This window comes from Mycobacterium neumannii (assembly GCF_048452905.1).
GTDB lineage: Bacteria > Actinomycetota > Actinomycetes > Mycobacteriales > Mycobacteriaceae > Mycobacterium > Mycobacterium neumannii_B.
Genome location: NZ_JBCGVF010000007.1, coordinates 217947 through 242666 on the forward strand (window position 1 = coordinate 217947; position 24720 = coordinate 242666).

Below are 24720 nucleotides of genomic sequence, written 5' to 3' on the forward strand. Positions count from 1 at the left end.
CGGTCGACCATGATGACCCTCGCCCCTCCCCGGTCGGCGCCCGCCAGCTATCCGGGACGTCCGTTGCGCGCCGCGAAAGCCTCGGCCGGCACCCGCTCCTCAGCGGCCTACCGGCATGACCTCGACGGTTTGCGCGGTATCGCGATCGCGCTCGTCGCGGTGTTCCACGTGTGGTTCGGCCGGGTCTCCGGCGGTGTGGACGTGTTTCTGGCGCTGTCGGGCTTCTTCTTCGGCGGCCGGTTGCTGCGCTCGGCGATGACGCCGGGCGTGTCGCTGCGGCCGCGCCCGGAGGTGACGCGGCTGATCCGGCGGCTGCTGCCCGCCCTGGTCGTGGTGCTCGCGGCGTCGGCGGTGCTGACCGTCCTGATCCAGCCGCAGACGCGCTGGGAGACCTTCGCCGACCAGAGCCTGGCCAGCCTCGGCTACTTCCAGAACTGGGAGCTGGCCAACTCCGCGTCGGACTACCTGCGCGCGGGCGAGGCCGTGAGCCCGCTGCAGCACATCTGGTCGATGTCGGTGCAGGGCCAGTTCTACATCGCATTCCTGGCGATGATCTTCTTGTCGGCCTTGCTGTTTCGGCGGGTCTTCGGCCGGTATACGCGCGTGGCGTTCGTCGTGCTGCTCAGCGTGCTGACCATCGCGTCGTTCGTCTACGCCGTCCACGCCCACAACGCCGACCAGGCCACCGCGTACTACAACAGTTTCGCCAGGGCCTGGGAGCTGCTGCTCGGTGCACTGGTCGGTGCGCTCGTGACACATCTGCGGATGCCGATGTGGCTGCGAACGACGGCAGCGGTGGTGGCGCTGGCGGCAATCCTGTCGTGCGGGGCGCTGATTGACGGCGTCAAGGAGTTCCCCGGGCCGTGGGGGCTGGTCCCGGTCGGCGCCACCGTACTGTTCATCCTGTCAGCGGCGAACCGGGTGGCCGACCCGCACACCGCAGGCCGGATGCCGCTGCCCAACCGGCTGCTGGCCACGGCGCCTTTCGTTTCGCTGGGCGCGATGGCCTACTCGCTGTATCTCTGGCACTGGCCGCTGCTGATCTTCTGGCTGTCCTACACCGGGCACAGCCGCGCCACCTTCCTCGAAGGCGCGGTGGTGCTGCTGCTGTCCGGGGTGCTGGCCTGGCTGACCACCAAGTACGTTGAGAACCCCCTGCGCTACCGCAGTTCCACGGTCCAGCGCGCGGTCGCACCGAAGAAGGCCCGCCGGCGCAGGCCGCCGGTGGTGCTGGGGTCTGTGGTAGCCCTGCTGGGTGTGGCGTTGACCGTCACCTCGTTCACCTGGCGTGAGCATGTGCTAGTCCAACGCACCAACGGGGCCGAGCTCGTGTCGCTTTCGACACAGGACTACCCCGGCGCCGCTGCCCTGCTGAGCAATGCCAGGGTGCCCAAGCTGCCGATGCGCCCGAGCGTGCTGGAGGCCAAGAACGACCTGCCGGAGACCACTGAGGACGGGTGCATCAGTGACTTCGAAACCGTCGACGTGATCAACTGCGCCTACGGTGACAAGAACGCCAAGCGCACGATCGCGCTGGCCGGCGGATCGCACGCCGAACACTGGATCACCGCTCTCGACCTGCTCGGCAAACAGCACCACTTCAAGGTGGTCACCTACCTGAAGATGGGCTGTCCGTTGACCACCGAGCAGGTGCCGCTGGTGATGGGCGACAACCGCCCGTATCCGAAGTGCCACGAGTGGAACAAGCGCGTGATGGCCCAGATTGTGGCCGACCGGCCCGACTACGTCTTCACCACCTCCACGCGGCCATGGAACATCAGGGCCGGCGATGTGATGCCGTCGACGTATGTCGGCATCTGGCAGGAATTGTCCGCCAACAAGATTCCGATCTTGGCCATGCGTGACACGCCGTGGTTGGTCCGGAACGGTGAACCGTTCTTCGCCGCTGACTGCCTCGCGGGCGGCGGTGACGCTATCTCCTGTGGAACACGGCGATCCGACGTACTCTCGGAGCGCAACCCGACACTCGATTTCGTCAAGCGATTCCCGTTGATGAAGCCGCTCGACATGAGTGATGCGGTGTGCCGCAAGGACATTTGCCGAGCCGTGGAGGGTAACGTGTTGCTCTACCACGACGCTCATCACATCTCGAAGACGTATATGCGCACGATGGCGCCCGAACTCGGAAGGCAGATCGCCGCCGCCACCGGTTGGTGGGGTGGCTGATGCCTTCCGGCGAACCGGCGGCGGTGCCCACCGTCTGGCCGGGAGTGGCGTATCCCCTTGGCGCAACCTACGACGGCGCGGGCACCAACTTCTCGGTGTTCTCCGAGGTGGCCGATCGGGTCGAGCTCTGCCTGATCGGCAAGGACGGTAGCGAGGAGCGCATCAACCTCGAAGAGGTCGACGGCTACGTCTGGCACTGCTACCTGCCCACGGTCACCCCGGGACAGCGCTACGGCTTTCGCGTGCACGGCCCGTGGGACCCCGCGGCGGGCCACCGGTGCGACCCGAGCAAGCTGCTGCTCGACCCGTACGGCAAGTCGTTCCACGGTGATTTCGAGTTCTCCCAGGCGCTGTTCTCGTACGACTTGAACGCCGAGGATCTCGCCTCCGGCGGTACTCCGCCCCGCATCGACTCCCTCGGTCACACCATGACCAGCGTCGTGATCAACCCGTACTTCGACTGGGTTTCAGACCGCGCGCCGCGCACGCCGTACCACGAGACGGTGATCTACGAGGCCCACGTCAAGGGCATGACGCAGCGACATCCCGGTATCCCCGAGGGACTCCGCGGAACCTACGCCGGCCTGCACCACCCGGTGATCATCGACCACCTCAAGTCGCTGAACGTGACTGCCATCGAGTTGATGCCGGTGCACCAGTTCCTCCACGACCACCGGCTCATCGACCTCGGTTTGCGAAACTACTGGGGCTACAACACTTTCGGATTCTTCGCACCACACCATGAGTACGCGGCCAACAAACACGCCGGCGGCGCGGTCGCCGAGTTCAAGACCATGGTGCGCGCATTCCACGAGGCCGGGATCGAGGTCATCCTCGACGTGGTCTACAACCACACCGCCGAGGGCAACCACCTCGGCCCGACGCTGAACTTCCGGGGTATCGACAACGCCGCCTACTACCGGCTGCTCGACGGCGATCTGCGGCTGTACAAGGACTTCACCGGCACCGGCAATAGCCTCAACGCCCGCCATCCCCACACCCTGCAGCTGATCATGGATTCGCTGCGCTACTGGGTGATGGAGATGCACGTCGACGGGTTCCGCTTCGACCTGGCCGCCACTTTGGCCCGCGAGTTCTACGACGTCGACCGCTTGAGCGCGTTTTTCGACCTGGTGCAACAGGATCCGGTGGTCAGTCAGGTCAAGCTGATCGCCGAACCCTGGGACGTCGGCGAAGGTGGTTATCAGGTCGGCAACTTCCCAGGTTTGTGGACCGAGTGGAACGGGAAGTATCGCGACACTGTGCGTGATTACTGGCGGGGCGAGCCCGCAACCCTCGGCGAGTTCGCATCGCGGCTGACCGGTTCGTCCGACCTTTACGAGGCGACCGGCCGGCGCCCTAGCGCGAGCATCAACTTCGTCACCTGCCATGACGGCTTCACGTTGAACGACCTGGTGTCCTACAACGAGAAACACAACGAGGCCAACGGCGAGGACAACCGCGACGGCGAGAGCCACAACCGGTCGTGGAACTGCGGCGTCGAGGGTCCGACCGACGATCCTGACATTCTGGCGCTACGCGGTAAGCAGATGCGCAACATCATGGGCACGTTGATGGTTTCGCAGGGCACGCCGATGATCTCGCATGGCGACGAGATCGGCCGCACCCAGCGGGGCAACAACAACGTCTACTGCCAGGACTCCGAGCTCTCCTGGATGGACTGGTCATTGTGCGAGAAGAACGCCGACCTGCTCGAGTTCACCCGCAAGGTCACCCAGCTGCGCAAGGACCACCCGGTGTTCCGCAGGCGCAGGTTCTTCGAGGGCAAGCCGATCCGCAGCGGCGATCAGGTGCGCGACATCGCGTGGTTGACCCCCGCCGGTGAGGAGATGACGCTCGAGGACTGGGGCACCGGGTTGGGCAAATGTGTTGCGGTGTTCCTCAACGGTGACGCCATCTCGGCGCCGAACGAACGCGGTGAGCGAGTCGTCGACGACTCGTTCCTGTTGTGTTTCAACGCCCATGACCGTCCACAGCACTTCGTCACGCCATCGGGTTACTACGCGAAGGAGTGGACCGCGGCGCTCGACACCGCAGATGACACCGGGTCCACCGAGCTGGTGGCCAAGGCCGGGGAGAAGATCTCGCTGCCTGCGCGCTCCCTGCTGGTGATGCGTAAGACGGCCTGATGGCGCGACACATGCCCGTCCAATCCACATACCGCCTCCAGATGCGCGGCGACGCTTTCACTTTCGCCGACGCCGAGAACCTGCTCGACTATTACGCGGCGCTCGGCGTTTCCCACCTGTACCTGTCGCCGATCCTCACCGCGGCCGAAGGCTCCACCCACGGTTACGACGTCACCGATCCCACGACGGTGTCCGCCGAACTCGGTGGGCCCGAAGGGTTCGCGCGCCTGTCGCGCGCGGCCCGTGACAAGGGCATCGGCTTGATCGTTGATATCGTGCCCAATCACGTCGGTGTGGAGAAACCGCGGGATAACGCGTGGTGGTGGGACGTGCTCAAGCACGGGCGCGAGTCGGCCTACGCGTCCTATTTCGACATCGACTGGGACCTCGACGGCGGGCGCGTCGTGGTGCCGGTACTCGGATCCGACGACGACGCCGACAATCTCGAGGTCGACGCCAGCGGCGCTGAGCCCGTGCTACGCCTCGGCGACCTCGTCTACCCGATCGCCCCCGGCACCGAGGACGGGACCGGTCCACAGGTGCACGATCGGCAGCACTATCACCTGATCGGCTGGAAGAACGGTATCTGCGGCTATCGCCGGTTCTTTTCGATAACCTCGCTGGCCGGCTTGCGCCAAGAGGACCGCGCCGTTTTCGACGCCACCCACACCGAGGTGAAACGGTGGTTCGACGAGGGATTGGTCGACGGCATCCGCATCGACCACCCGGACGGGCTGTCGGACCCGGCCGGCTATCTGACCCGGCTGCGCGAACTCACCGGACCCGACGCCTGGATCGTGATCGAGAAGATCTTGGCCGCCGACGAGCCGCTGGAACCGACGCTGCCGGTCGCCGGAACCACCGGTTATGACGCGATGCGGGAAATCGGCGGCGTGCTCATCGACCCGTCGGGCGAGGAACCCCTGACCAACCTGTTCGACTCCACCGGGCTGGCCTACAGCTCGATGCCGGATCTCGCGCGCACGCTCAAGGCGAATGCCGTCACGGTCACCCTGGGCAGCGAACTCGCCCGGTTGCGCCGCACCATCGTCGGCGCCGTCGGTACCGACCATGATGACCTGCCCGCGGCGACCGCGGCTCTGCTCAGCCGCATCGACGTCTACCGCTCCGACTACCGCTCGCTGTCTGGTGTCCTGCCCAGCGCGCTGGCCGAAACAGCCACTGCAGAACCTGAATTGGCCGAGCCCCTGGCCTTGATCACGACTGCGCTGGCGGTCAACAACGAGGCCGAGGTCCGGTTGCAGCAACTGTGCGGTGCGGCGACGGCGAAGTCGATGGAGGACTGCCTGTTCTACCGTGATGCGCGGCTGGTCTCCCTCAACGAGGTCGGTTCCGAACCGCACCATTTCGGAGTGAGCGTCGCAGAGTTCCACCAGCGGGCCGCGGTGCGCGCACGGATGTGGCCCGACGCGATGGTCGCGATGACGACCCACGATACCAAGCGCGGTGAGGACGTGCGGGCACGCATCGGACTGCTGTCGCAGGTTCCGTCGCTGTGGGCGGAGTACGTCACCGCGTGGGAGCAGCGCACGCCAGCTCCCGACCGCGCCACCGGATTCTTCCTGCTGCAGAACATGTTCGGCGTCTGGCCTGCCGACGGTAGGGTGACCGACGAGCTGCGTGAGCGACTGCACGCCTATGCGGAGAAGGCCATCCGCGAAGCCGCGGTGCACACCACCTGGAACGATCCGGACGAGGATTTCGAGACCCGGCTGCACACCTGGATCGACGCCGTGATCGACGGCCCGGTGGCCACCGAATTGACTGGTTTGGTCGCGCGGCTCGACCTGCATGCCCGCAGCGACGCGCTGGGCCAGAAACTGTTGGCGCTCACGGGGCCCGGGGTCCCCGACGTCTATCAGGGCACCGAACTGTGGGAGGACAGCCTGGTCGATCCGGACAATCGCAGACCCGTCGACTACGCGGCTCGCCGCAAGGCGTTGGAGGCGATGCGCCATCCGAAGCTGCGGGTGGTCACTTCCGCGCTGGCGGTCCGGCGGGAGCGGCCGGCGACGTTTTCGAGCAGCGGTTACGTCCCCGTGCTGGCCGACGGGCCGGCGGCGCAACATCTCGTGGCGTTCCTGCGCGGTGACGACGTGCTGACCGCCGTCACCCGGCATTCCGTGCGGCTCTCCGAAACCGGCTGGGGAGAAACAGCTTTTGCCTTACCTCCCGGCACGTGGGCGGACCGCATCGGCGGGCGCCGGCACACCGGGCGGGTGCTGGCCGCCGAACTCTTCACCGAACTGCCGGTCGTACTGTTGGAGCGGGTCGATGGCTGAATTCAGCGTGTGGGCGCCGCGACCGCAACGGGTCCGACTCGACGTCGACGGTGAACTTCATGACATGACCCGGTCCGACGACGGGTGGTGGCGCGCCGACGTCGAGGCCCGGCCTGACGCGCGCTACGGTTTCGTCCTCGACGACGACCCGAAGGTGCTCCCCGACCCCCGCTCCCCCCGTCAGCCCGACGGTGTGCACGAGAGGTCGCAGCGGTGGCAACCGGATCCGTCGGCATGGACGGACGGCGACTGGGCTGGGCGTTCGATCGAGGGCGCCGTGATCTACGAATTGCACGTCGGAACCTTTACTCCCGAAGGCACTTTCGACGCGGTGATCGAGAAGCTGGACTACCTCGTCGACCTCGGCGTCGACCTCATCGAGCTGATGCCGGTCAACGCCTTCGGAGGCACCCACGGGTGGGGTTACGACGGTGTGCTCTGGTACGCGGTACACGAACCCTACGGCGGGCCCGACGCGCTCGTGCGCCTGATCAACGCTTGTCACGAACGCGGACTCGGGGTGCTGATCGACGCCGTGTTCAACCACCTGGGCCCCTCGGGGAACTACCTGCCCCTGTTCGGCCCGTACCTGTCGACGGGTAGCAATCCGTGGGGCGAGTCGATCAACATCGCCGACGCCGACGCCGACGAGGTGCGGCGCTACATCATCGACTGTGCGCTGCGCTGGATGCGCGACTTCCACGCTGACGGGCTGCGCCTGGACGCGGTGCACGCCCTCGTCGACACGACGGCGATCCACATCCTCGAAGAGCTGTCCGCCGAAACCGACGCGCTGGCAGCCAAGTTGGGCCGGCCGCTGTCGTTGATCGCCGAGAGCGACCTCAATGATCCGCGGCTCATCACACCCCGTGACAAGGGCGGCCTGGGGATGACCGCGCAGTGGGACGACGACATCCACCACGCAATCCACTCCGCAGTGTCCGGCGAACAGCAGGGCTACTACAACGATTTCGGAACCGTCGAGGCGCTGGCAACCACGCTGAAGAACGGTTACTACCACGCCGGCACGTACTCGTCGTTTCGCCACCGCAGGCACGGGCGCCCGTTGGACACCGCCACGATTCCGGGCACCCGCCTGTTGGCGTATACGCTGACCCACGATCAGGTGGGCAACCGCGCGGTCGGAGACCGGCCGTCGCAAAACCTGACCTTCGGCCAACTCGCCGTCAAAGCCGCCTTGGCGCTCGGAAGCCCGTATACTGCCATGCTTTTCATGGGCGAGGAATGGGGGTCGTCGTCGCCGTTCCAGTTCTTCAGCTCGCATCCAGAGCCCGAACTGGCGCGCGCCACGGCCGAGGGCCGCAAGCGCGAGTTCGCCGAGCACGGCTGGGACGCCGACGAGATCCCCGATCCGCAAGACCCCGAGACGTTCGAGCGCTCGAAGCTGAAATGGGATGAGATCGACGAGGGTGACCACGGCCGGCTGCGGCGGGTATACCGCGACCTGATCGTGTTACGGCACAACGAGCCCGATATGGCCGACCCGTGGCTGGGCAGCCTCGGGATCGACTACGACGAAGACCGGCGCTGGATCGTGATGCACCGCGGGTCGCTGTCGATCGCATGCAATCTGGGCACCGACGCGGTCGATGTCCCGGTCACCGGCGAGGTGGTGCTGGCGTGGGGCGGGCCCGAGGTCGCCGAAAAGACCACCCGCCTCGAGGGGCACTCGTTCGCGGTCATCCGCCGAAACTGAACTTATTCGCTACTTCGCGCGGAAAAGTCCTACACAGCTTCAGTTTCGACGCCGGGCGCGCGGCACCGATTACCTCAGAGCAGGTAGCGGTACGCCGGTGAGTCCGGTTCGAGCGCCTCGACGTGGATGTCCGATGCGCGCATGCGCTCGAGCAGGCCTTCGAAGTCGGTCGCCGAACCCAACTCGATTCCGACCAACGCCTCGCCGGTCTCGCGGTTGTTGCGCTTGACGTACTCGAACAAGGTGATGTCGTCGTTGGGCCCGAGGATCTGGTCGAGGAACCGGCGCAGTGCGCCCGGTTCCTGCGGAAAGTCGACCAGGAAGTAATGCTTGAGGCCGAGATGCACCAGCGAACGCTCCAGCACCTCGCCGTAGCGCGACACGTCGTTGTTGCCGCCCGAGATCACGCACACCACAGTCGATCCCGGCTCGATGTCGGCCTCCATCAACGCGGCCACCGACAGCGCTCCCGCCGGCTCGGCGATGATGCCCTCGTTCTGGTACAGGTCGAGCATCGCGGTGCACACTGCGCCCTCGTCGACGGTCGTCATCGACACCATGTCGCCGGCCGCCGCCAGCACCTCGTACGGCAGCGTTCCCGCGCGCTTCACCGCCGCACCGTCGACGAACTGGTCCACATCGTCGATCGTCACCGGCTCACCGGCGGCCAGCGCCGCGATCATCGCGGGCGCCCCCGCCGGCTCGACGCCCAACACGGAGGTGCCGCTGGTTCGTTCGACCAGATATGTGGTGATGCCGGCGATGCATCCGCCGCCCCCGACCGGGACAACGACGAGGTCGGGTTCGGCGTCGAGCTGGACGAGGATTTCGGCGGCGATCGTGCCCTGTCCGGCCATCGTGCGCAGATCGTCGTAAGGCGGCACCAACGTCGCACCCGTGCGGGCGATGTCTTCGGCTGCGGCGGCCGCGGCGTCGTCGTAGGTCCTGCCGCCGACGATCAACTCGATGAACTCGCGGCCGTGGTATCGGATCCGGTCGCGCTTCTGCTTGGGCGTCTTGCCCGGCACGTAGACCCGGCCGCGCACGCCCATCGAGCGGCACGCCATCGCGAAGCCCTGCGCGTGATTGCCCGCCGACGAGCACACCACGCCAGCGGCCAACTCGTCGGGGGACAACTGCATCAGCAGGTTGTGCGCGCCGCGCAACTTGTAGGACCGCACCGGCTGCAGATCCTCACGCTTCAGATACACCGCAGCGCCGGTGGCGTCCGAGAGCCTGTCGCTGAGTTCCAGCGGGCTGCGCAGCACGACGTCCGCAATTCGCTGAGCGGCCTCGTCGATATCCGCCGCACGAAGTGGCGACGTCCTCGGGCTTTGCCTCAGTTCAGCGGACACCGGTCAATGGTGCCACCAACCAGCGGTTTTCAAGAAATCGGGGTCAGCACGAACACCGGGATCTGGCGGTCGGTCTTCTTCTGGTACTCGGCGTAGTCGGGCCATGCGGACACGGCGCGCTCCCACCAGACCGCCTTCTCCTCGCCGGTGACCTCCCTAGCGTCATACTCCCTGGTCACCGCCCCGTCCTGCAGTTCCACCCGCGGATGGGCCTTGATGTTGTGGTACCAGACCGGATGCTTCGGGGCGCCGCCCAAAGAGGCCACCACCGCGTACTGGCCGTCGTGTTCCACCCGCATCAGCGGGGTCTTGCGGATTTTGCCCGTCTTCGCGCCCACGGTCGTCAGCAGGATGAGCGGCTTACCCTTCATGTCCACACCCGCAGTGGTGCCGGACTCCGTGATTTTGTCGGCGTGTTCCCTCACCCAGTCCCACGGGCTGGGCTCATACTCTCCGGAAAGTGGCATCCCATCAGCTTAGACGCGCTGGAGATCCACTGACCTTATCCGGTGTTTCGGGTGGCCGAAAAATAGGTTACGAGCTATCGTGGGTGTCATGACCACCGCAGGTAACTTCCGCACCGCGGCCGCACGCGTGACGTGCGACGTGTCGGTGGCGGGCGTGCCGTGGCCGGCCTACAAGCTGATCGCTCTGGTGCTCGGCGCGCTGGTGACGCTGGTGATCGGGATCGCCACCGCGACGGCGGCCACCGCGGTGCTGGCCGGTGCCGCGGTCGGAACCGTCACATGGCTGGCGTTCAGCGCGCTCTGCTCGTCGCGCCTTTAGTCCTCGATCAGCCTCTTGAGCGTCGCCAGGTCGGCGACAACCGCTTCGGTGTCGGCCTCGAACTCCTCGTCGGTCATCGCGGGCCGTCGACGCACGCTGAACACCACCTCGCAGCGTGGCTCGTCAGCGTCTGTCGGCACACTCCAGGGCTGCACCCGCATCGGGTTGTAGACCGCTTCCCCGGTGGGCAGACGCACGACGTGGTCGAGCACGCCGAGATCGTTGCGCGGCGAGAATTCGACGATCACCTCGCCCATCGGTGAGTCGGCCACCCAACCGCTCGGAGTCTGGCGAAGGCCGCCCTGTGCGATGCCCGCCGCCCACCGCGGCCACGTCTGCGGGTCCGCGGCGAACTCATAGACGGCCTCGGCCGGCGCGGCGATCCAGGTGCTGACGTGTCGTGACTCCATCCGACCATCCTGGCGCATCACAATGACGGGATGGAATCACCGCCGGAACAGCACCGCGCGCCGGCCTGGTTGCGGCGCGGCGATCCGGAGAGCACTATGCCCGTGCTGATCGCGGTGGTGGCGGTCATGGCGTTGCAACTCGCGATCCCGAAGGACTACACGCTGGTCCCCCGTTGGCCGCTGGTGGTGTTGGAAGGACTTCTGCTGCTGGCGCTGCTGGCGATCAACCCGCGCGTCATGACCCGGCGCACGCGGATCGGTCGGTACACCACATGGGTTCTGCTGGCGGCGATCACCCTCGACAACACGCTGTCGGCGGTCGTGCTGGCCTTCGGCATCCTCAGCGGCGGCGAAAGCAACGATGCGGCGGTGCTGCTCGGCAGCGGCGCCTCGATCATCGTCACGAACGTGATCGTGTTCGGTATCTGGTACTGGGAGCTGGATCGGGGCGGGCCGTTCGCGCGGCGTGCAGGAGAGCGGCCCTATCCCGATTTCTTGTTCCCGCAGATGACGACTCCGCATGTGGCCGAACCGGATTGGCGGCCCACGTTCGTCGACTACCTCTACGTCAGCGTGACGAACGTGATGGCGTTCTCCCCGACCGACACCATGCCCCTCGCGCGGTGGGCCAAGATGATGATGACGGTGCAGGCGATCGTCGCACTGGGCACCGCGGGGCTCGTCATTGCGCGGGCGGTGAATGTTCTGAACTGAGCGTCACGAGATCCGTTGCGGTGGAGCGCTCTCAGCATGCATCGATCACTTGCACCGCACACCGACATGGACGGTGGGTTGATGCTGCTGGAAGGCGTTGCCCATTTGCGGGTTACCTCCGATAGACCTGCCGCGCGGTGCCGGCGGCTGCGGCGTACGCACGGTCTGAACAGAGGTGATCGAGCAATCTTGGCCGGCCCCAACCCTATTGATGACGACCCTGTTCCCTTCGGCTTGCAACCTGGCGATGGTCTCATTCGCCGACGGTCCCGTCGGTGCCGCGAAAGCCGACCCTGCGCCGGCGGTCAGACCCACCACCATGCCGACAGCGGCAATACCCGATACGATTCCAATACATTTGGTGTACATTCGAATCCTCCTATTGTGCTTGGTATTTCGTGATACCCCAAGCCTAGGAGCTGCCCTCCAGGAACTGCCATACATTCATAGAGGGCGCATATGTGAAGGCACATATATGTGCATTCACATATATGTGCCTTCACCGCATTGCGCTTTGGATTCGGGTGTCTGGCCTGTCAAGCGCTGGGTTCGACAGCCAAGGCCCCGATATGGTCGTCACTGACCCGCAAGACCCGCGCAGAGGCGATGTCATAGAACAGACCGCTCAGCTGCAGCCCAGCTTCCCGACACGCCTTTTCGACGACCGGATGTTGTCGCAGAGTCTCCATTTGGACCGCGACGTTGACCATGCTCAATTGGTCTACTATCGAGAACCCTGCAGCAGCCGCAGATCGCGCGACCGGGTGGTCGCCCGAGCGAAACGCCGCGACCGTGTGCCGACCATTTCGTAGCCAGCGCACAAGTGGATCACCGTCATCGCCGTGCATCGATCCGTTGGTCGGTGCGGACAAGAGCGCCGTCATAGCCCCGCAGCTCGAGTGCCCGCAAACCACGATCGACGAAACGGCCAAGTGTTCAACCGCAAACGTTATCGCCGCTTCCGCCGAGGCATCGTTGCGATCCGGCGGCACCATGTTGCCGACGTTGCGGAAGGTGAACAGATCACCCGGTCCACTCGCTGTGATCACGTTGGGTACCAGGCGCGAGTCCGCGCACGTGATGAATAGCGTCTGCGGTCGTTGAACATGGGCGAGATCGCGCAGATGCCGTCGAATCACCGGCGCGGTGCGCCGCTGGTATACGGCCAAGCCATCCAAGAGCGGCCGCGGTGGGCTGTCGGCACCGCTCGCTTCGCGGCCGTCGGTGTTCTCAACGCCGTTACCCTGCCACGAACTCCACGGTAAAACGCCGGCCAGACTGCCGGTCGGCGACTCGAGTACACGTTCCGGGGGCCCCTGCATGGCGCTGCCCATCTTCACAGCACCGAGTTCGTGAATATACACCGCGCCTCCCGCAGCCTGCTGCTGGCGTTGCCAATGTGCGATCGACTCCAGGCACGGGTGATCGAGGAAGTCCACCGACAACTCGAGCGTCACGGTGGCGTTCGCGGGGATGGACGCAAGCTTCCGGGTCAATACGGGCAGCGAGAGGAAGGTGAGCGAGCCCGCGATGGTGACGCGCCAATCGTCTTCGCCCTCCTGCTCGACCCGAATTCGCATTCGGACGACGCGCCAGATAATGAGAGAGACCGCCAGCCCCAGTCCGATCAGCACGCCTGCGAGCAGGTTGACGAACACCACCCCCAGGATCGTGACGAGATACACGGCCAAATCACCGGTGCGGTGGGCGGTCTTGATCTGCGGCCACTTGACAAGCTGAAGGCCGATCACGATCAGCAGGCCCGCCAGCGCCGCGGAGGGAATCTGCTGGATGAGGGCCGTGAAGGGCAGCGCGAATAACAGCACCCAGACACCGTGCAAGATGGCCGAGGCACGGCTGCGGGCGCCGGCGGAGACGTTCGTCGAACTCCGCACGATGACGCCCGTGACGGGCAACCCGCCGATGGCGCCCGACACGATGTTCGCGCTGCCTTGGCCGAGCAGTTCCCGGTCGAAGTCCGTGCGAGTGGCGCCGTGGAGTCGGTCCACCGCCACGGCCGACAACAAACTCTCCACGCTGGCGATGAGCGCCACGGTGAGCACCCCGATGGCGAAAGCACCCCAGTTGCCGTCTGGTAATTCCGGAAGTTGCAGCGCATCCAAGAGGTTGCCGTCGATCGCCAGACGCGGAACGTCGAGCGACAACACCACCGAGGCCAGCGTCACGCCGGCGATCGCGACCAACGGTCCCGGCACCTTGCCCACGGCCCCCCGAACCCTCGGCCACACCAGAAGCAGGGCAATGACAGCCAGGCCCAAGACCAAGCCCATGCCGTCGGCGTTGGCCAACTGTGCCGGGAACTCGGTGATGCTGGTGAGTGCCGAACTCTTCGATTCACCGCCGAGCAGCACGTGCAGCTGCTGAAGAGCGATCGTGACCCCGATGCCGGCCAGCATCGCGTACACCACGACGGGTGCGATGGCCAACGCCGCACGCGCAATCCGGCTGAGCCCGAACAGCACCTGTAGTAGCCCTGCACATACCGTGATGGCACAGGTCACTGCCCATCCGAACTGCCCGACCAATCCGGCTACGATGACGGTCAAACCTGCGGCCGGCCCGCTCACCTGCAGCGGTGATCCGCCGAGGCTGCCAGCGACGATACCGCCGACGACGGCGGCAATCAGTCCGGCAAGTACTGGCGCGTTCGAGGCGACGGCGATACCCAGCGACAGCGGAAGAGCAACCAGGAACACCACCAACGACGCGGGCAGGTCGTAACGCATTATCGATCGCCAACGAGTCGTCTTCGACCTTTCTCCCATAATGCTGTCATGTCCGTTCGCGACGGCGGCCTGTTGTCCTTCGTTCATGGGCGATTCCCGTTCGTCGTTCCAAAGTCGTTTGATAAAGCGCCAATTGGCCGTGTCAGCGCGGACACACTCTCAGCCGGCGAAGCGCTGCACAGAGTCAGATGGTGAGACCTCATCGTCTACGAGGTCCAAGTTATGAATGTGGGAACTGAGGGGGCAAACGGATCCTCGTGCTTCATATGGAACGCATATATGTTGGTAACCAGAACAACTCGGCGTGCATACCGATGTGTGAATTAGATATGAATTCGTTGACAGCCTCGTATGCCGCTCGTAAAGGGAGTAGTTAGAAGATGAAGCAACCGGCTCCAAGGCCGTCACACCGTCAAGCGATCCTGGGAAAACTGCCGCGGATTTATCGGGCCGACGGCTCGGCCATCCGGGTACTTCTCGTCGACGACGAGTTGGCTCTGACCAATCTCGTCAAGATGGCCTTGCGGTACGAGGGTTGGGAAGTCGATGTCGCCCATGCCGGCGGTGACGCCGTCGCCAAGTTCAACGCCAACGCGCCGGACGTACTGATCCTCGACATCATGCTGCCCGACATCGACGGCATGCAGATCCTGCATCGCGTGCGGGAATCGGAGGCCAACACGCCGATACTGTTCCTGACCGCCCGTGATTCAGTCGCCGACCGCGTCGCGGGGTTAACCGCGGGCGCAGACGACTACATGACCAAACCCTTCAGCCTGGAGGAACTCGTCGCGCGCATCCGCGGTCTGCTCAGGCGGGGGCAGTACACCGCATCTGCCCCACAGGACGAGATCTCCGTTGGCGAGCTGAGGCTGGATGGTGCCAGCCGGACCGTCACCGGGGGTGGGCGTGTTATCGATCTGACGGCAACAGAATTCGAGCTCCTGCGATTCCTAATGCGCAACCCCGATCGTGCCATCAGCAGAGCCGAAATCTTGGATAACGTCTGGAATTACGGGTTCGACGGCAGAACCAGCATCGTCGATCTCTACATCTCATACCTTCGCAAGAAGATCGACGGCGGCCTGCAGCCGATGATTCAAACCGTGCGCGGCGTCGGGTACATGCTGCGGTCCCCCTCGTGACACCGACCAGGCGAGCGCGATGGTGGGTGCCACGCACCCTGCGACGGCGCCTGGTGGTGGGCCTATCCAGCGTGGTGGGTGTCGTGATGGTTGTCATGGGCGTGCTCCATATGATCAGCCTGCGCGACTACGCCTATGACCTGACTGATGACCGTCTTACCAATTCGCTTGATGCGCTTAGGCATTCGTTCACCAAACTGTCGTACACCGAGGCGCATCCGCAACCGTTCGGCATGAAAGGACCCGATGCGCTGATAACCTTCACCGGGCAACCGGTGGGCTCATTGATCGCGGTGGTTCGTGACGGGACCGTGACCGGTTCGGCGGTCTTCACGGACAACGAGGCACGCCATGCACCACCTGGTGCGGTCTCCGCACTCGAAGCCATCGAGTGGAACGACAACGGCTCGCCGTTCAATGCCGTACTCGGTGAGCTCGGCCGCTACCGGCTGAAGAGCATGAGCATCGACGACGGTGACTGGCTGGTGGCCGCCGCGAGCTTGCGTCCAACCGACCAAGCGGTTGCCAGGGGATTCGTCGCCACCGTTCTCCTGGTGATCGCCGCGCTGCTGGTCATCGCGATAGGCACGCTGCTGATCGTGCGCTATGCGCTGGGTCCGTTGCGCCGAGTCGCGGCAACAGCGGCGACTGTTGCCAAGCTCCCACTCGCGGCTCCGGAGAACCGTATCGACATCCGCATCCCCGACGCCTACACCGACCCGGATAGCGAAGTCGGCATTGTCGGGCAAGCTCTGAACCGGTTGCTGGTCAACGTCGACTCGGCGCTGGCCGAACGCGCCGAATCTGACCGCCGCATGCGTCGATTCCTTGCCGACGTCAGTCACGAATTGCGCACTCCCCTGACCGCGATTCAGGGCTATGCCGAGCTGACTCGGCAAGACAGCGCCGAACTACCCGAGACCACCGAATATGCGCTTGCCCGGATCGAAGCCGAATCCAGCCGGATGTCTTCGCTGGTTGCCGACTTATTGCTGTTGTCACGCCTCGACGAACGGCAGGATCTGCTGACCGAGGACGTCGACCTCAATGACTTGGTTACCAACGCCGTCAGCGACATCGCGGTCTCGGCCACAGACCACGATTGGCGTACGGTGCTCACCGAAGATCCGATCTGGGTTTCCGCCGACCGGGCCAGGCTGCATCAGTTGGTCACCAATCTGTTGATGAATGCGGTCGACCACACCCCGCCTGGCACCACGGTGACGACGACGGTTTCGCGCGACCCCAACGCCCCAGGCCCTGCCCGCGCGAAGCTGACAGTTCACGACGACGGCCCGGGCATTCCAGCTGAGCTCCTCCCGCACCTGTTCGACCGATTCGTCCGAGCAGACAAGTCACGTTCCCGCAAGCTCGGCAACCTAGGACTGGGCCTGGCCATCGTCCAGTCGGTCGCGCAGGCACACAACGGCGCGGTGTCGGTGAAATCCCGGCCAGGAGCTACGGTGTTCACCGTCGTGCTCCCGGAGGTCGTCAGCCGCCCAGGCAGCCAGGACCGAGCAGTGCCTTGAGGTCGCCCATCAAGGCCGACGACGGTGTGACGCGCAGCGATGTGTCCAGCTCCAGCGTGGTGATCCGCTCCCCGCTGATCAACCGCAGATGCACCTGCGACGTGCCGGGGTGACGGGCCAGCACTTGCTTGAGCGCGGTCACCTTGTCGACGGTGCACTGCCGCGTCGGCAAGCTCACCGCCAGCGGTCGATCCAGCTGCGCATTCGAGAAGTCGGGCACCACAAGGTCATTGGCGATCAACGAGATCCGATCGTCGCGGATCGCCACCTTGGCGCCGACCAGCACGACGGCGTCGTCGGCGATCTCGGCACCGAACGTCGAGTAGGTCTGCGGGAAGAACAGCACCTCGATGCCGCCGGTCAGATCCTCCAGTTGCGCGGAGGCCCAGGGCAACCCGTTCTTGTTGACCCTGCGGTTGACGGAGGCAAGGATGCCGCCGACGCGCACCTGGGTGTCGTTGGGGAGGTCGCCGTCGAGGATGGCCGGGATCGCGGTGTCGACCTGGGCGGCCAGCAGGTGGGCGATGCCGTTGAGCGGATGACCGGACACGTACAGGCCGAGCATCTCGCGTTCGAGCGCGAGTTTGTGCTTGCCCTCCCACTCCTCGTCGGGCACCTTGATGGTGAACACCGCGTCGGTGGCCGTGTCGGCGCCGCCGAAAAGGTCGAACTGCCCCATCGCCTCGGCCTTCTTGGTGCCGAGCACGGAATCGACGGCGTCGGTGTGGATCAGGAACAGCCCCTTGCGCGGATGCCCCAGCGAGTCGAACGCGCCTGCCTTGATCAGCGACTCGGTGACCTTCTTGTTGCAGGCGCCGATCTCTATCTTGTTCAGGTAATCGGAGAAGTCGATGTACTTCCCCTTCTCTGTGCGCGTGTTGATCAACGAGGCAACGACATTGGCGCCGACGTTGCGCACCGCCCCCAAGCCGTAGCGGATGTCCTCACCCACCGAGGCGAAGTTCAGCCCCGACTCGTTGACATCCGGAGGGAGCACCGTGATGCCCAGTTTCCGGCAGTCGGCCAGGTACACCGCGGCCTTGTCCTTGTCGTCGCCGACCGACGTGAGCAGGCCGGCCATGTACTCGGCCGGATAGTTGGCTTTGAGGTAGGCCGTCCAGTACGAGACGAGGCCGTACCCGGCGGCGTGCGACTTGTTGAACGCGTAGTCAGCGAACGGCAGCACGGTGTCCCACAGCGCCTTGATTGCGGCCGCGGAGAAACCGTTGGACTTCATGCCCTCGGAGAAGCCCTCGAACTCCTTTTCCAGGACTTCGCGCTTCTTCTTGCCCATGGCTTTTCGGAGAATGTCGGCTCGGGCCAGCGAGTACCCGGCCACCTTCTGCGCGATCCGCATGATCTGCTCTTGGTAGACGATCAGGCCGTAGGTCTCGGCGAGGATCTCGCGCAGCGGCTCTTCGAGTTCGGGGTGGATCGGCTTGATCGCCTGACGGCCGTTCTTGCGGTCGGCGTAGTCGTTGTGGGCGTTCATGCCCATCGGGCCGGGGCGGTACAGCGCGATCACCGCGACGACATCCTCGAAGCCGGTCGGCTGCATGCGCCGCAGCAGGTCGCGCATCGGCCCGCCGTCGAGCTGGAACACGCCGAGCGTGTCGCCGCGGCCCAACAGTTCGTAGGTCGCGTTGTCGTCGAGCGAGACGGCTTCGAGGTCGAGCTCAATCCCCCGGTTGGCCCTGATGTTGTCCAGCGCATCACCGATGATCGTCAGGTTGCGCAGCCCGAGGAAGTCCATCTTCAGCAGGCCGATGGCCTCGCACGACGGGTAGTCCCAGCCCGTGATCACAGCACCGTCTTGCGGGCGTCTCCACAGCGGGATCGCATCGATCAGCGGCTCGGAGCTCATGATCACCGCGCAGGCGTGCACACCGGCATTGCGCACCAGACCCTCGAGTCCGCGCGCGGTCTCGTAGATGGTGCGGACGTCGGGGTCGGTGTCGATCAGGCCTCGGACCTCGGCGGCCTCCTTGTACCGCTCATGGTTGGGGTCGGTGATCCCCGACAGCGGGATGTCTTTTGCCATGATCGGCGGAGGCAGCGCCTTGGTGATCCGGTCGGCGATCGCGAAGCCGGGCTGGCCGTAGTGCACACGCGCCGAATCCTTCAGCGCAGCTTTGGTTTTGATGGTGCCGAAGGTGATCACCTGGGCCACGCGGTCGCTGCCCCACTTGTTGGCGGCGTACCGCAGCATCTCGCCGCGGCGGCGGTCGTCGAAGTCGATGTCGATGTCGGGCATCGACACCCGCTCGGGATTGAGGAACCGCTCGAACAGCAGCCCGTACGGGATCGGGTCGATGTTGGTGATGCCCAGCGCGTAGGCGACCAGCGACCCGGCGGCCGACCCGCGGCCGGGCCCGACCCGGATGTCGACCGACCGCGCGTAGTTGATGAGGTCGGCCACGATCAGGAAGTAGGACGGGTAACCCTTGTCGCAGATGACCTTGATCTCGTAGTCGGCGCGATCGGTGTACTCCTGCGGTACGTCACTGGAGGGGAAGCGACGCTCGAGCCCCGCGCGGACCTCGTGGCGCAGCCACGACTCCTGGGTGTGTCCCTCGGGCACGGGGAAAACCGGCATCCGGTCGCGCACGGTCCACACGTCCTCGTAGGACGACACCCGCTCGGCGATCAGCAGCGTGGAGTCGCATGCCCCGGGCACCTGGCCGTCCCACAGCGCACGCATCTCGGCGGCCGTCTTGAGGAAGTAGCCGTCACCGTCGAACTTGAACCGGTTCGGATCCGACAGCGTCTTGCCGGTCTGGATACACAGCAGCGCCTCATGATTCTGGGCGGCGTCACGGGTGACGTAGTGGCAGTCGTTTGTGGCCAGCGGCGGGATGCCGAGCTTGCGTCCGATGTCAAGCAACCCCTCGCGCACCCGGCGTTCGATGTCGAGGCCGTGGTCCATCAGCTCGAGGAAGAAGTTGTCCGGTCCGAAGATGTCCCGCCACTTGGCGGCCGCAGCGACGGCCTCGTCATAGTGGCCGAGCCGTAGCCGGGTCTGCACCTCGCCCGACGGACAGCCGGTGGTGGCGATGATGCCCTCGGCGTGTTCGGCGATCAGCTCGGCGTCCATGCGTGACCACTTGCCGAGTTGACCCTCGAACGAGGCGAGCGAGGACAGTTTGAACAGGTTGCGCAACCCGGTGGCGTTCTCGGCCACCATCGTCATGTGGGTGTAGGACCCGCTGCCCGATACGTCGTCACCCTTCTGGCCGGGATCGCCCCACAGGATGCGCTTGGTTTCGAAGCGCGATCCCGGCGCGACGTAGGCCTCGACACCGATGATCGGCTTGATCCCGGCGTCGGTGGCGGCGTTGTAGAACTCGCTGGCGCCGAACATGTTTCCGTGATCGGTCATCCCGATCGCGGGCATCTCCAGACGCTGAGCCTCGGCGAGCATCGGCTTGACCTTCGCGGCACCGTCCAGCATCGAGTACTCGGTGTGGTTATGCAGGTGCACGAACGACCGCGAATCCGAAGGGCTCATAGGAGGGCCAGTCTATGACCGCCTTCCGACACTTCTCGGCGTGTCGGAAATGCGTGTCTTCACTCCGCGCGCAGAATTTCGGCTTCTCGCTAGACCGCGAGGCTCGCCGGTGACGGGAGCAATCCCCGACGCAACAACCTGTTAAGTTGCTTGGCAACTGCGATCGCCGGTTCGGACCCGTGGACGAACCGTCCGAAGAAGCCCATTCCCCAGAACATCGCCGAGAGCATGTTGACCACCGCCTGGATGTCCACGCCCTCGGGGATCTCTCCGCGGCGCATCGCCTCTTCGACCATCCAGGTGTAGAAGTCCGCCACCGCCTCGGCAACCGGTGTGACGCTGCCGCGCAGCCCGGGATGGCGGTGCTGTTCGAGTCGCGACGCGATCACGAACCGCATCATCGAACCGTCCGAGGGATCTCGCTCACCGGCCGCCGTGATGAACGCAGTTAGCTGTTCCAGCAGCGTATTTCGTTGTTTGGCGGCCGCGATCGAGGCGGAAACCGCCGCGTACGCCTCACGCTGGAGACAGTCGTAGAGGTCTTCCTTGGTGGCGAAGTAATAGTGCATGGTCGGCCGGCTGATCCCCGCGCGCACCGCGACGGCTTTGAACGTCGCCGCCTCGTATCCGCGTTCGTTGATCACCGCTCGCGCGGCCCGCAGAATGTTGGCCCGTGTCTCGGCCGAGTCGGAGCCCACGGGACGCCCCCGCCCGCGCGGGCCGAGAGCCAGCGCAGTCTCTTCAGCCACGAGCAAACGTTATGACATTGCTAGTGCGAGGTCAACCAGCGGTTTCGCAAAGTTCCCGATCGGCCTTGGACCGCCCGATGGCGTCGGCGCTGAAGACCAGCAGCGCCAGCCAGATCAACGCGAAGCCCAACCAGCGGGCCGGCGGCATCGGCTCCCGGCCGACGACCACGCCCCACGTCAGCTGCATCACCGGCGTCAGGTAGAACAGCAGGCCCATCGTCACCAGCGGCAATCGCTGCGCGGCCGCGGCGAACAGCAACAGCGGCACCGCCGTCAGGACGCCGGAGAGCACCATCAGCGCGGCGTGGTCACCGCCGTAGTCGGTGAACGTCCCGTGCCCGGTGCTCTGCAGCACGACGATGTAGGCCGCCGCGAACGGCGTGGCGATGCCGGCTTCCACTCCGACGCTGACCCGCGGATCGGTCGTCACCACTTTCTTCACCGCGCCGTAGAGGCCGAACGAGAGCGCCAGGCCCAGCCCGATGTAGGGCGGTGCGCCCACTTCCACCGTCAGCACCACCACGCCGGTCACCGCGATGGCCAACGCGCCGAACTGCGCGCGGTTGAGTCGCTCCCGGAAGACGATCAGCCCCAACGCGACGACCACCAACGGGTTGATGAAGTAGCCGAGCGCCGCGTCCACCACGTGCCCGTTGTTGACGGCATAGACATAGATCCCCCAGTTGATCGAGATCAACGCCGACGCGGCGGCCAGCAGCAGCCAGGTGCGGCCGGTGATCCGCTTCAGGTCGCCGAGCCTGCGCACGACCGCGACCACGACGACCATCAGCAGGAAGTTCCACACGATGCGGTGCGCGAGCACCTCGAGGGCCGAGGCGGGTTTCAATAGCGGAAAGAACGCGGGAAACGTTCCCCAGCACACGTAGGCGCCGACGCCGAACAGCAAGCCGGGTCTGCGGGTCTCGCTCACAGTTCGTGATTGCGCAGTGCGTCGAGGGCGTGCTGCAGATCGGCCGGATACGGGCTGGTGATCTCGACGCGGCGCCCGTCGGCGGGATGCGCGAAAGCCAGCGACCGCGCGTGCAGCCACTGCCGGTCCAGCTTGAGCCGCTTGGCCAGCGTGGGATCCGCACCGTAGGTGAGATCACCGACGCATGGATGGTGCAGCGCGGCGAAGTGCACCCGGATCTGGTGTGTACGGCCGGTTTCCAGTTCGATGTCGAGCAGGCTCGCGGCGCGGTGCGCCTCCAGGGTGTCGTAGTGAGTGACGCTGTGCCTGCCGCCCTCGGTGACCGCGAACTTCCAGTCGTGTCCGCGGTGACGGCCGATCGGTGCGTCGATCGTGCCGCTCGACGGGTCGGGATGTCCCTGCACCAGCGCGTGATAGCGCTTCTCGACCGTGCGCTGTTTGAACGCCCGCTTGAGCACCGTGTATGCGCGTTCAGAGAGCGCGACGACCATGACCCCCGAGGTGCCGACGTCGAGGCGGTGCACGATGCCTTGGCGCTCGTGGATCCCCGAGGTGCTGATTCGGAAGCCCGCCGCGGCCAGGCCTCCCAGCACCGTCGGGCCCGACCAGCCGACGGTGGCGTGTGCGGCGACCCCCGGCGGCTTGTCCACCGCGACGATGTCCTCGTCGGAGTACAGGATCGCCATCCCGTCGATCTCGACGGGCGTGTTCTCCACCGGCGCAGGTGCTTCGGGCAACCGCACGTCCAGCCAGGCGCCCGCGGTCAGCTTGTCCGATTTTCCCGCAGGGGCGCCGTCGATCTCGACACCGCCCTCTTCGGCCAGCGCCGCGGCGGCCGTCCGCGACAAACCGAGAAGCCGGGCGAGGCCCGCGTCGACCCGCATGCCGGCCAGACCCTCGGGGACTGGAAGCGACCGATCGACCATCTATTCGTCCTCGGCGGCTTTCCGCCGCCCGACGGTATCGAAGTCGAACCCGAACAGCGACAGCCCCACCAACAGGATCGCCCCGCCGACCACGCACGGATCGGCCACGTTGAAGACCGGCCACCACCCGATGGACAGGAAGTCCACGACGTGTCCTTGCAGCGGGCCGGGTGAACGGAAGAACCGGTCGATGAGGTTGCCGAGGGCCCCGCCGAGGATCATGCCCAGCCCGACCGCCCACCACGGATTCACCAGCCGTCGGCCCATCCAGATGATCCCGATCACCACGCCGGTGGCGATCAGCGTGAGCACCCACGTGTAGCCGGTGGCCATCGAGAACGCCGCACCCGAATTGCGCACCAGCGTCCAGGTCACCGTGTCGCCGATGATCGACACGGGCTGGCCCGGGGTGAGGAGTCTGACCGCGAGCACCTTGGTGACGACGTCGGTGACCAGCACCACGCCGGCGATGCCGAGCAACAGGCCCAGCCGTCGCTTCGGCGGCGCCGCCTCTTGGGACGTCTCGTCGGCCACGTCTGGGTCGTCAGTCACTGAACCATCATCCCAAAACGTCGATGCGGAAGAATCCCGCACCATGGGTCGCGTCGTCGTCATCACCACCGGCGGCACAATCGCCAGCGCCACGGGCGAGGACGGCATCAAGCGTCCGGCTCGTACAGGGGCCGAACTGACGTCGGGACTCGAGGGCGTTCTCGACGTCGAGGTGGTCGACGTGGTGGCGGTCGACAGCTCCCAGCTGACTCCCGCCGACTGGGATCGCATCGGCACGGCGGTCGCGGCTGCGGCGGACGCCGACGGCGTCGTCGTCACACACGGCACCGACACCATCGAGGAGACGGCGCTGTGGCTCGAACTGACCTATCGCGGCACCGCGCCGGTGGTGCTGACCGGGGCGCAGCGCAGCGCCGACGCCCCCGACGCCGACGGCCCAGCGAATCTGCGTGACGCGCTGACCATTGCCGGCAGCCCGCACGCGCGAGACCTCGGTGTCGTGGTCACCTTCTCGGGTTCGGTCTGGCAGCCGTTGGGGTTGCACAAGGCGACGACGGGTGACCTGCGTGGTTTCATCGGCGCGGTGGTCGGCGCCGTGTCGCGGAACGGCTTCGACCGGCATACGAACAAGGAGCGACCGTATTTCGGTGCGCTGTCGGCCGCCGGGGCGCCGAGGGTGGACATCGTCGCCGCCTATCCGGGTGCGGATGCCGTGACGATGGACGCCTGCGCGGCCGCGGGTGCGCGCGGGATCGTGCTGGAGGCACTGGGAGCGGGCAATGCCGGCGCGGCGGTGATCGACGGGGTACGGCGACTCCGCGACGGGGGCGTCGCCGTCGCGGTCACCACGCGTGTGCCGGGAGCGCGGGTGAGGCCCGCATACGGACCGGGCCACGAACTTGTCGCCGCCGGAGCTGTGCCGGTGCGTCGGCTGCGCTCCCCGCAGGCACGGGTGCTGCTGATGGCGGCGCTGGCGAGCGGTGTGCCCGTCGACGAAGCCGTCGGTCGATGGGGTTGACGCGCATGGCACCGTGGACGCGTGCCCTTCGA

Annotated in this window: 18 protein-coding genes; 9 read left to right on the forward strand and 9 right to left on the reverse strand. The window is 65.8% G+C overall.

Features of this window, described 5'->3' with window-relative positions:
- Window positions 1-9 precede the first annotated feature (9 nt).
- The 4 genes from AAHH99_RS21350 to treZ are packed head-to-tail and all read left to right on the forward strand — an operon-like array spanning window position 10 to window position 8357.
- Window positions 10-2187, forward strand: a complete 2178-nt coding sequence (locus AAHH99_RS21350) for an acyltransferase family protein (RefSeq protein ID WP_418770484.1) — start codon at window positions 10-12, stop codon at window positions 2185-2187.
- Window positions 2187-4337 (forward strand): glycogen debranching protein GlgX, encoded by a 2151-nt coding sequence (gene glgX / locus AAHH99_RS21355; RefSeq protein WP_418770485.1) that lies wholly within the window; start codon window positions 2187-2189, stop codon window positions 4335-4337. Before AAHH99_RS21350 ends, glgX begins: the two co-directional genes overlap by 1 nt.
- An 11-nt stretch (window positions 4338-4348) precedes the next feature.
- Window positions 4349-6640 carry a malto-oligosyltrehalose synthase gene (gene treY, locus AAHH99_RS21360; RefSeq protein WP_418770486.1) on the forward strand — a complete coding sequence of 764 codons (2292 nt, stop codon included), beginning with the start codon at window positions 4349-4351 and terminating at the stop codon, window positions 6638-6640.
- Window positions 6633-8357: a malto-oligosyltrehalose trehalohydrolase gene (gene treZ, locus AAHH99_RS21365; RefSeq protein WP_418770487.1), complete on the forward strand. Its 1725-nt coding sequence runs from the start codon at window positions 6633-6635 to the stop codon at window positions 8355-8357. The genes treY and treZ overlap by 8 nt, the downstream gene beginning before the upstream one ends.
- Before the next feature lie 74 nt (window positions 8358-8431).
- On the opposite strand, the gene ilvA is transcribed toward treZ, so the two are convergent.
- On the reverse strand, window positions 8432-9712 hold the full coding sequence (gene ilvA, locus AAHH99_RS21370) for a threonine ammonia-lyase IlvA (protein WP_418770488.1): 1281 nt from the start codon (window positions 9710-9712) through the stop codon (window positions 8432-8434).
- Between the two features lie 29 nt (window positions 9713-9741).
- The gene (locus AAHH99_RS21375; protein WP_418770489.1) at window positions 9742-10179 is read right to left on the reverse strand and encodes a nitroreductase family deazaflavin-dependent oxidoreductase; all 438 of its coding nucleotides are present in this window, start codon (window positions 10177-10179) and stop codon (window positions 9742-9744) included.
- 88 nt (window positions 10180-10267) lie between these two features.
- Here AAHH99_RS21375 and AAHH99_RS21380 point away from each other — a divergent pair, with 88 nt between their 5' ends.
- Complete coding sequence (locus AAHH99_RS21380) at window positions 10268-10498, forward strand: hypothetical protein (RefSeq protein WP_418770490.1); 231 nt, start codon at window positions 10268-10270, stop codon at window positions 10496-10498.
- Here the strand turns inward: AAHH99_RS21380 and AAHH99_RS21385 are convergent.
- Window positions 10495-10908 (reverse strand): SRPBCC family protein, encoded by a 414-nt coding sequence (locus AAHH99_RS21385; RefSeq protein WP_418770491.1) that lies wholly within the window; start codon window positions 10906-10908, stop codon window positions 10495-10497. The genes AAHH99_RS21380 and AAHH99_RS21385 overlap by 4 nt on opposite strands.
- A 30-nt stretch (window positions 10909-10938) precedes the next feature.
- On the opposite strand from AAHH99_RS21385, the gene AAHH99_RS21390 reads away from it, so the two are divergent.
- Window positions 10939-11622, forward strand: a complete 684-nt coding sequence (locus AAHH99_RS21390; RefSeq protein ID WP_418770492.1) for a hypothetical protein — start codon at window positions 10939-10941, stop codon at window positions 11620-11622.
- 536 nt (window positions 11623-12158) lie between these two features.
- On the opposite strand, the gene AAHH99_RS21395 is transcribed toward AAHH99_RS21390, so the two are convergent.
- Entirely contained in the window at window positions 12159-14408 is a 2250-nt protein-coding gene (locus tag AAHH99_RS21395) for a SulP family inorganic anion transporter (protein WP_418770493.1), read from the reverse strand.
- 341 nt (window positions 14409-14749) lie between these two features.
- On the opposite strand from AAHH99_RS21395, the gene AAHH99_RS21400 reads away from it, so the two are divergent.
- On the forward strand, window positions 14750-15514 hold the full coding sequence (locus tag AAHH99_RS21400) for a response regulator transcription factor (protein WP_418770494.1): 765 nt from the start codon (window positions 14750-14752) through the stop codon (window positions 15512-15514).
- Between the two features lie 95 nt (window positions 15515-15609).
- Window positions 15610-17043 (forward strand): sensor histidine kinase, encoded by a 1434-nt coding sequence (locus AAHH99_RS21405; RefSeq protein ID WP_418770495.1) that lies wholly within the window; start codon window positions 15610-15612, stop codon window positions 17041-17043.
- On the opposite strand, the gene dnaE is transcribed toward AAHH99_RS21405, so the two are convergent.
- From dnaE to lspA, 5 genes are all read right to left on the reverse strand, one after another.
- Window positions 17006-20551 carry a DNA polymerase III subunit alpha gene (gene dnaE / locus AAHH99_RS21410; protein ID WP_418770496.1) on the reverse strand — a complete coding sequence of 1182 codons (3546 nt, stop codon included), beginning with the start codon at window positions 20549-20551 and terminating at the stop codon, window positions 17006-17008. The two genes, AAHH99_RS21405 and dnaE, sit on opposite strands and share 38 nt — an antisense overlap.
- Window positions 20552-20640: 89 nt before the next feature.
- On the reverse strand, window positions 20641-21300 hold the full coding sequence (locus AAHH99_RS21415) for a TetR/AcrR family transcriptional regulator (protein WP_418770497.1): 660 nt from the start codon (window positions 21298-21300) through the stop codon (window positions 20641-20643).
- 31 nt (window positions 21301-21331) lie between these two features.
- On the reverse strand, window positions 21332-22231 hold the full coding sequence (rarD, locus tag AAHH99_RS21420; RefSeq protein ID WP_418770498.1) for an EamA family transporter RarD: 900 nt from the start codon (window positions 22229-22231) through the stop codon (window positions 21332-21334).
- Entirely contained in the window at window positions 22228-23157 is a 930-nt protein-coding gene (locus tag AAHH99_RS21425) for an RluA family pseudouridine synthase (protein ID WP_418770499.1), read from the reverse strand. Before AAHH99_RS21425 ends, rarD begins: the two co-directional genes overlap by 4 nt.
- Window positions 23158-23709 (reverse strand): signal peptidase II, encoded by a 552-nt coding sequence (gene lspA, locus AAHH99_RS21430; RefSeq protein WP_418770500.1) that lies wholly within the window; start codon window positions 23707-23709, stop codon window positions 23158-23160. It abuts the gene before it with no gap.
- A 43-nt stretch (window positions 23710-23752) separates the two neighbouring features.
- Between lspA and AAHH99_RS21435 the strand changes: the two genes are divergently transcribed.
- The gene (locus AAHH99_RS21435) at window positions 23753-24688 is read left to right on the forward strand and encodes an asparaginase domain-containing protein (RefSeq protein WP_418770501.1); all 936 of its coding nucleotides are present in this window, start codon (window positions 23753-23755) and stop codon (window positions 24686-24688) included.
- Window positions 24689-24720 lie beyond the last annotated feature (32 nt).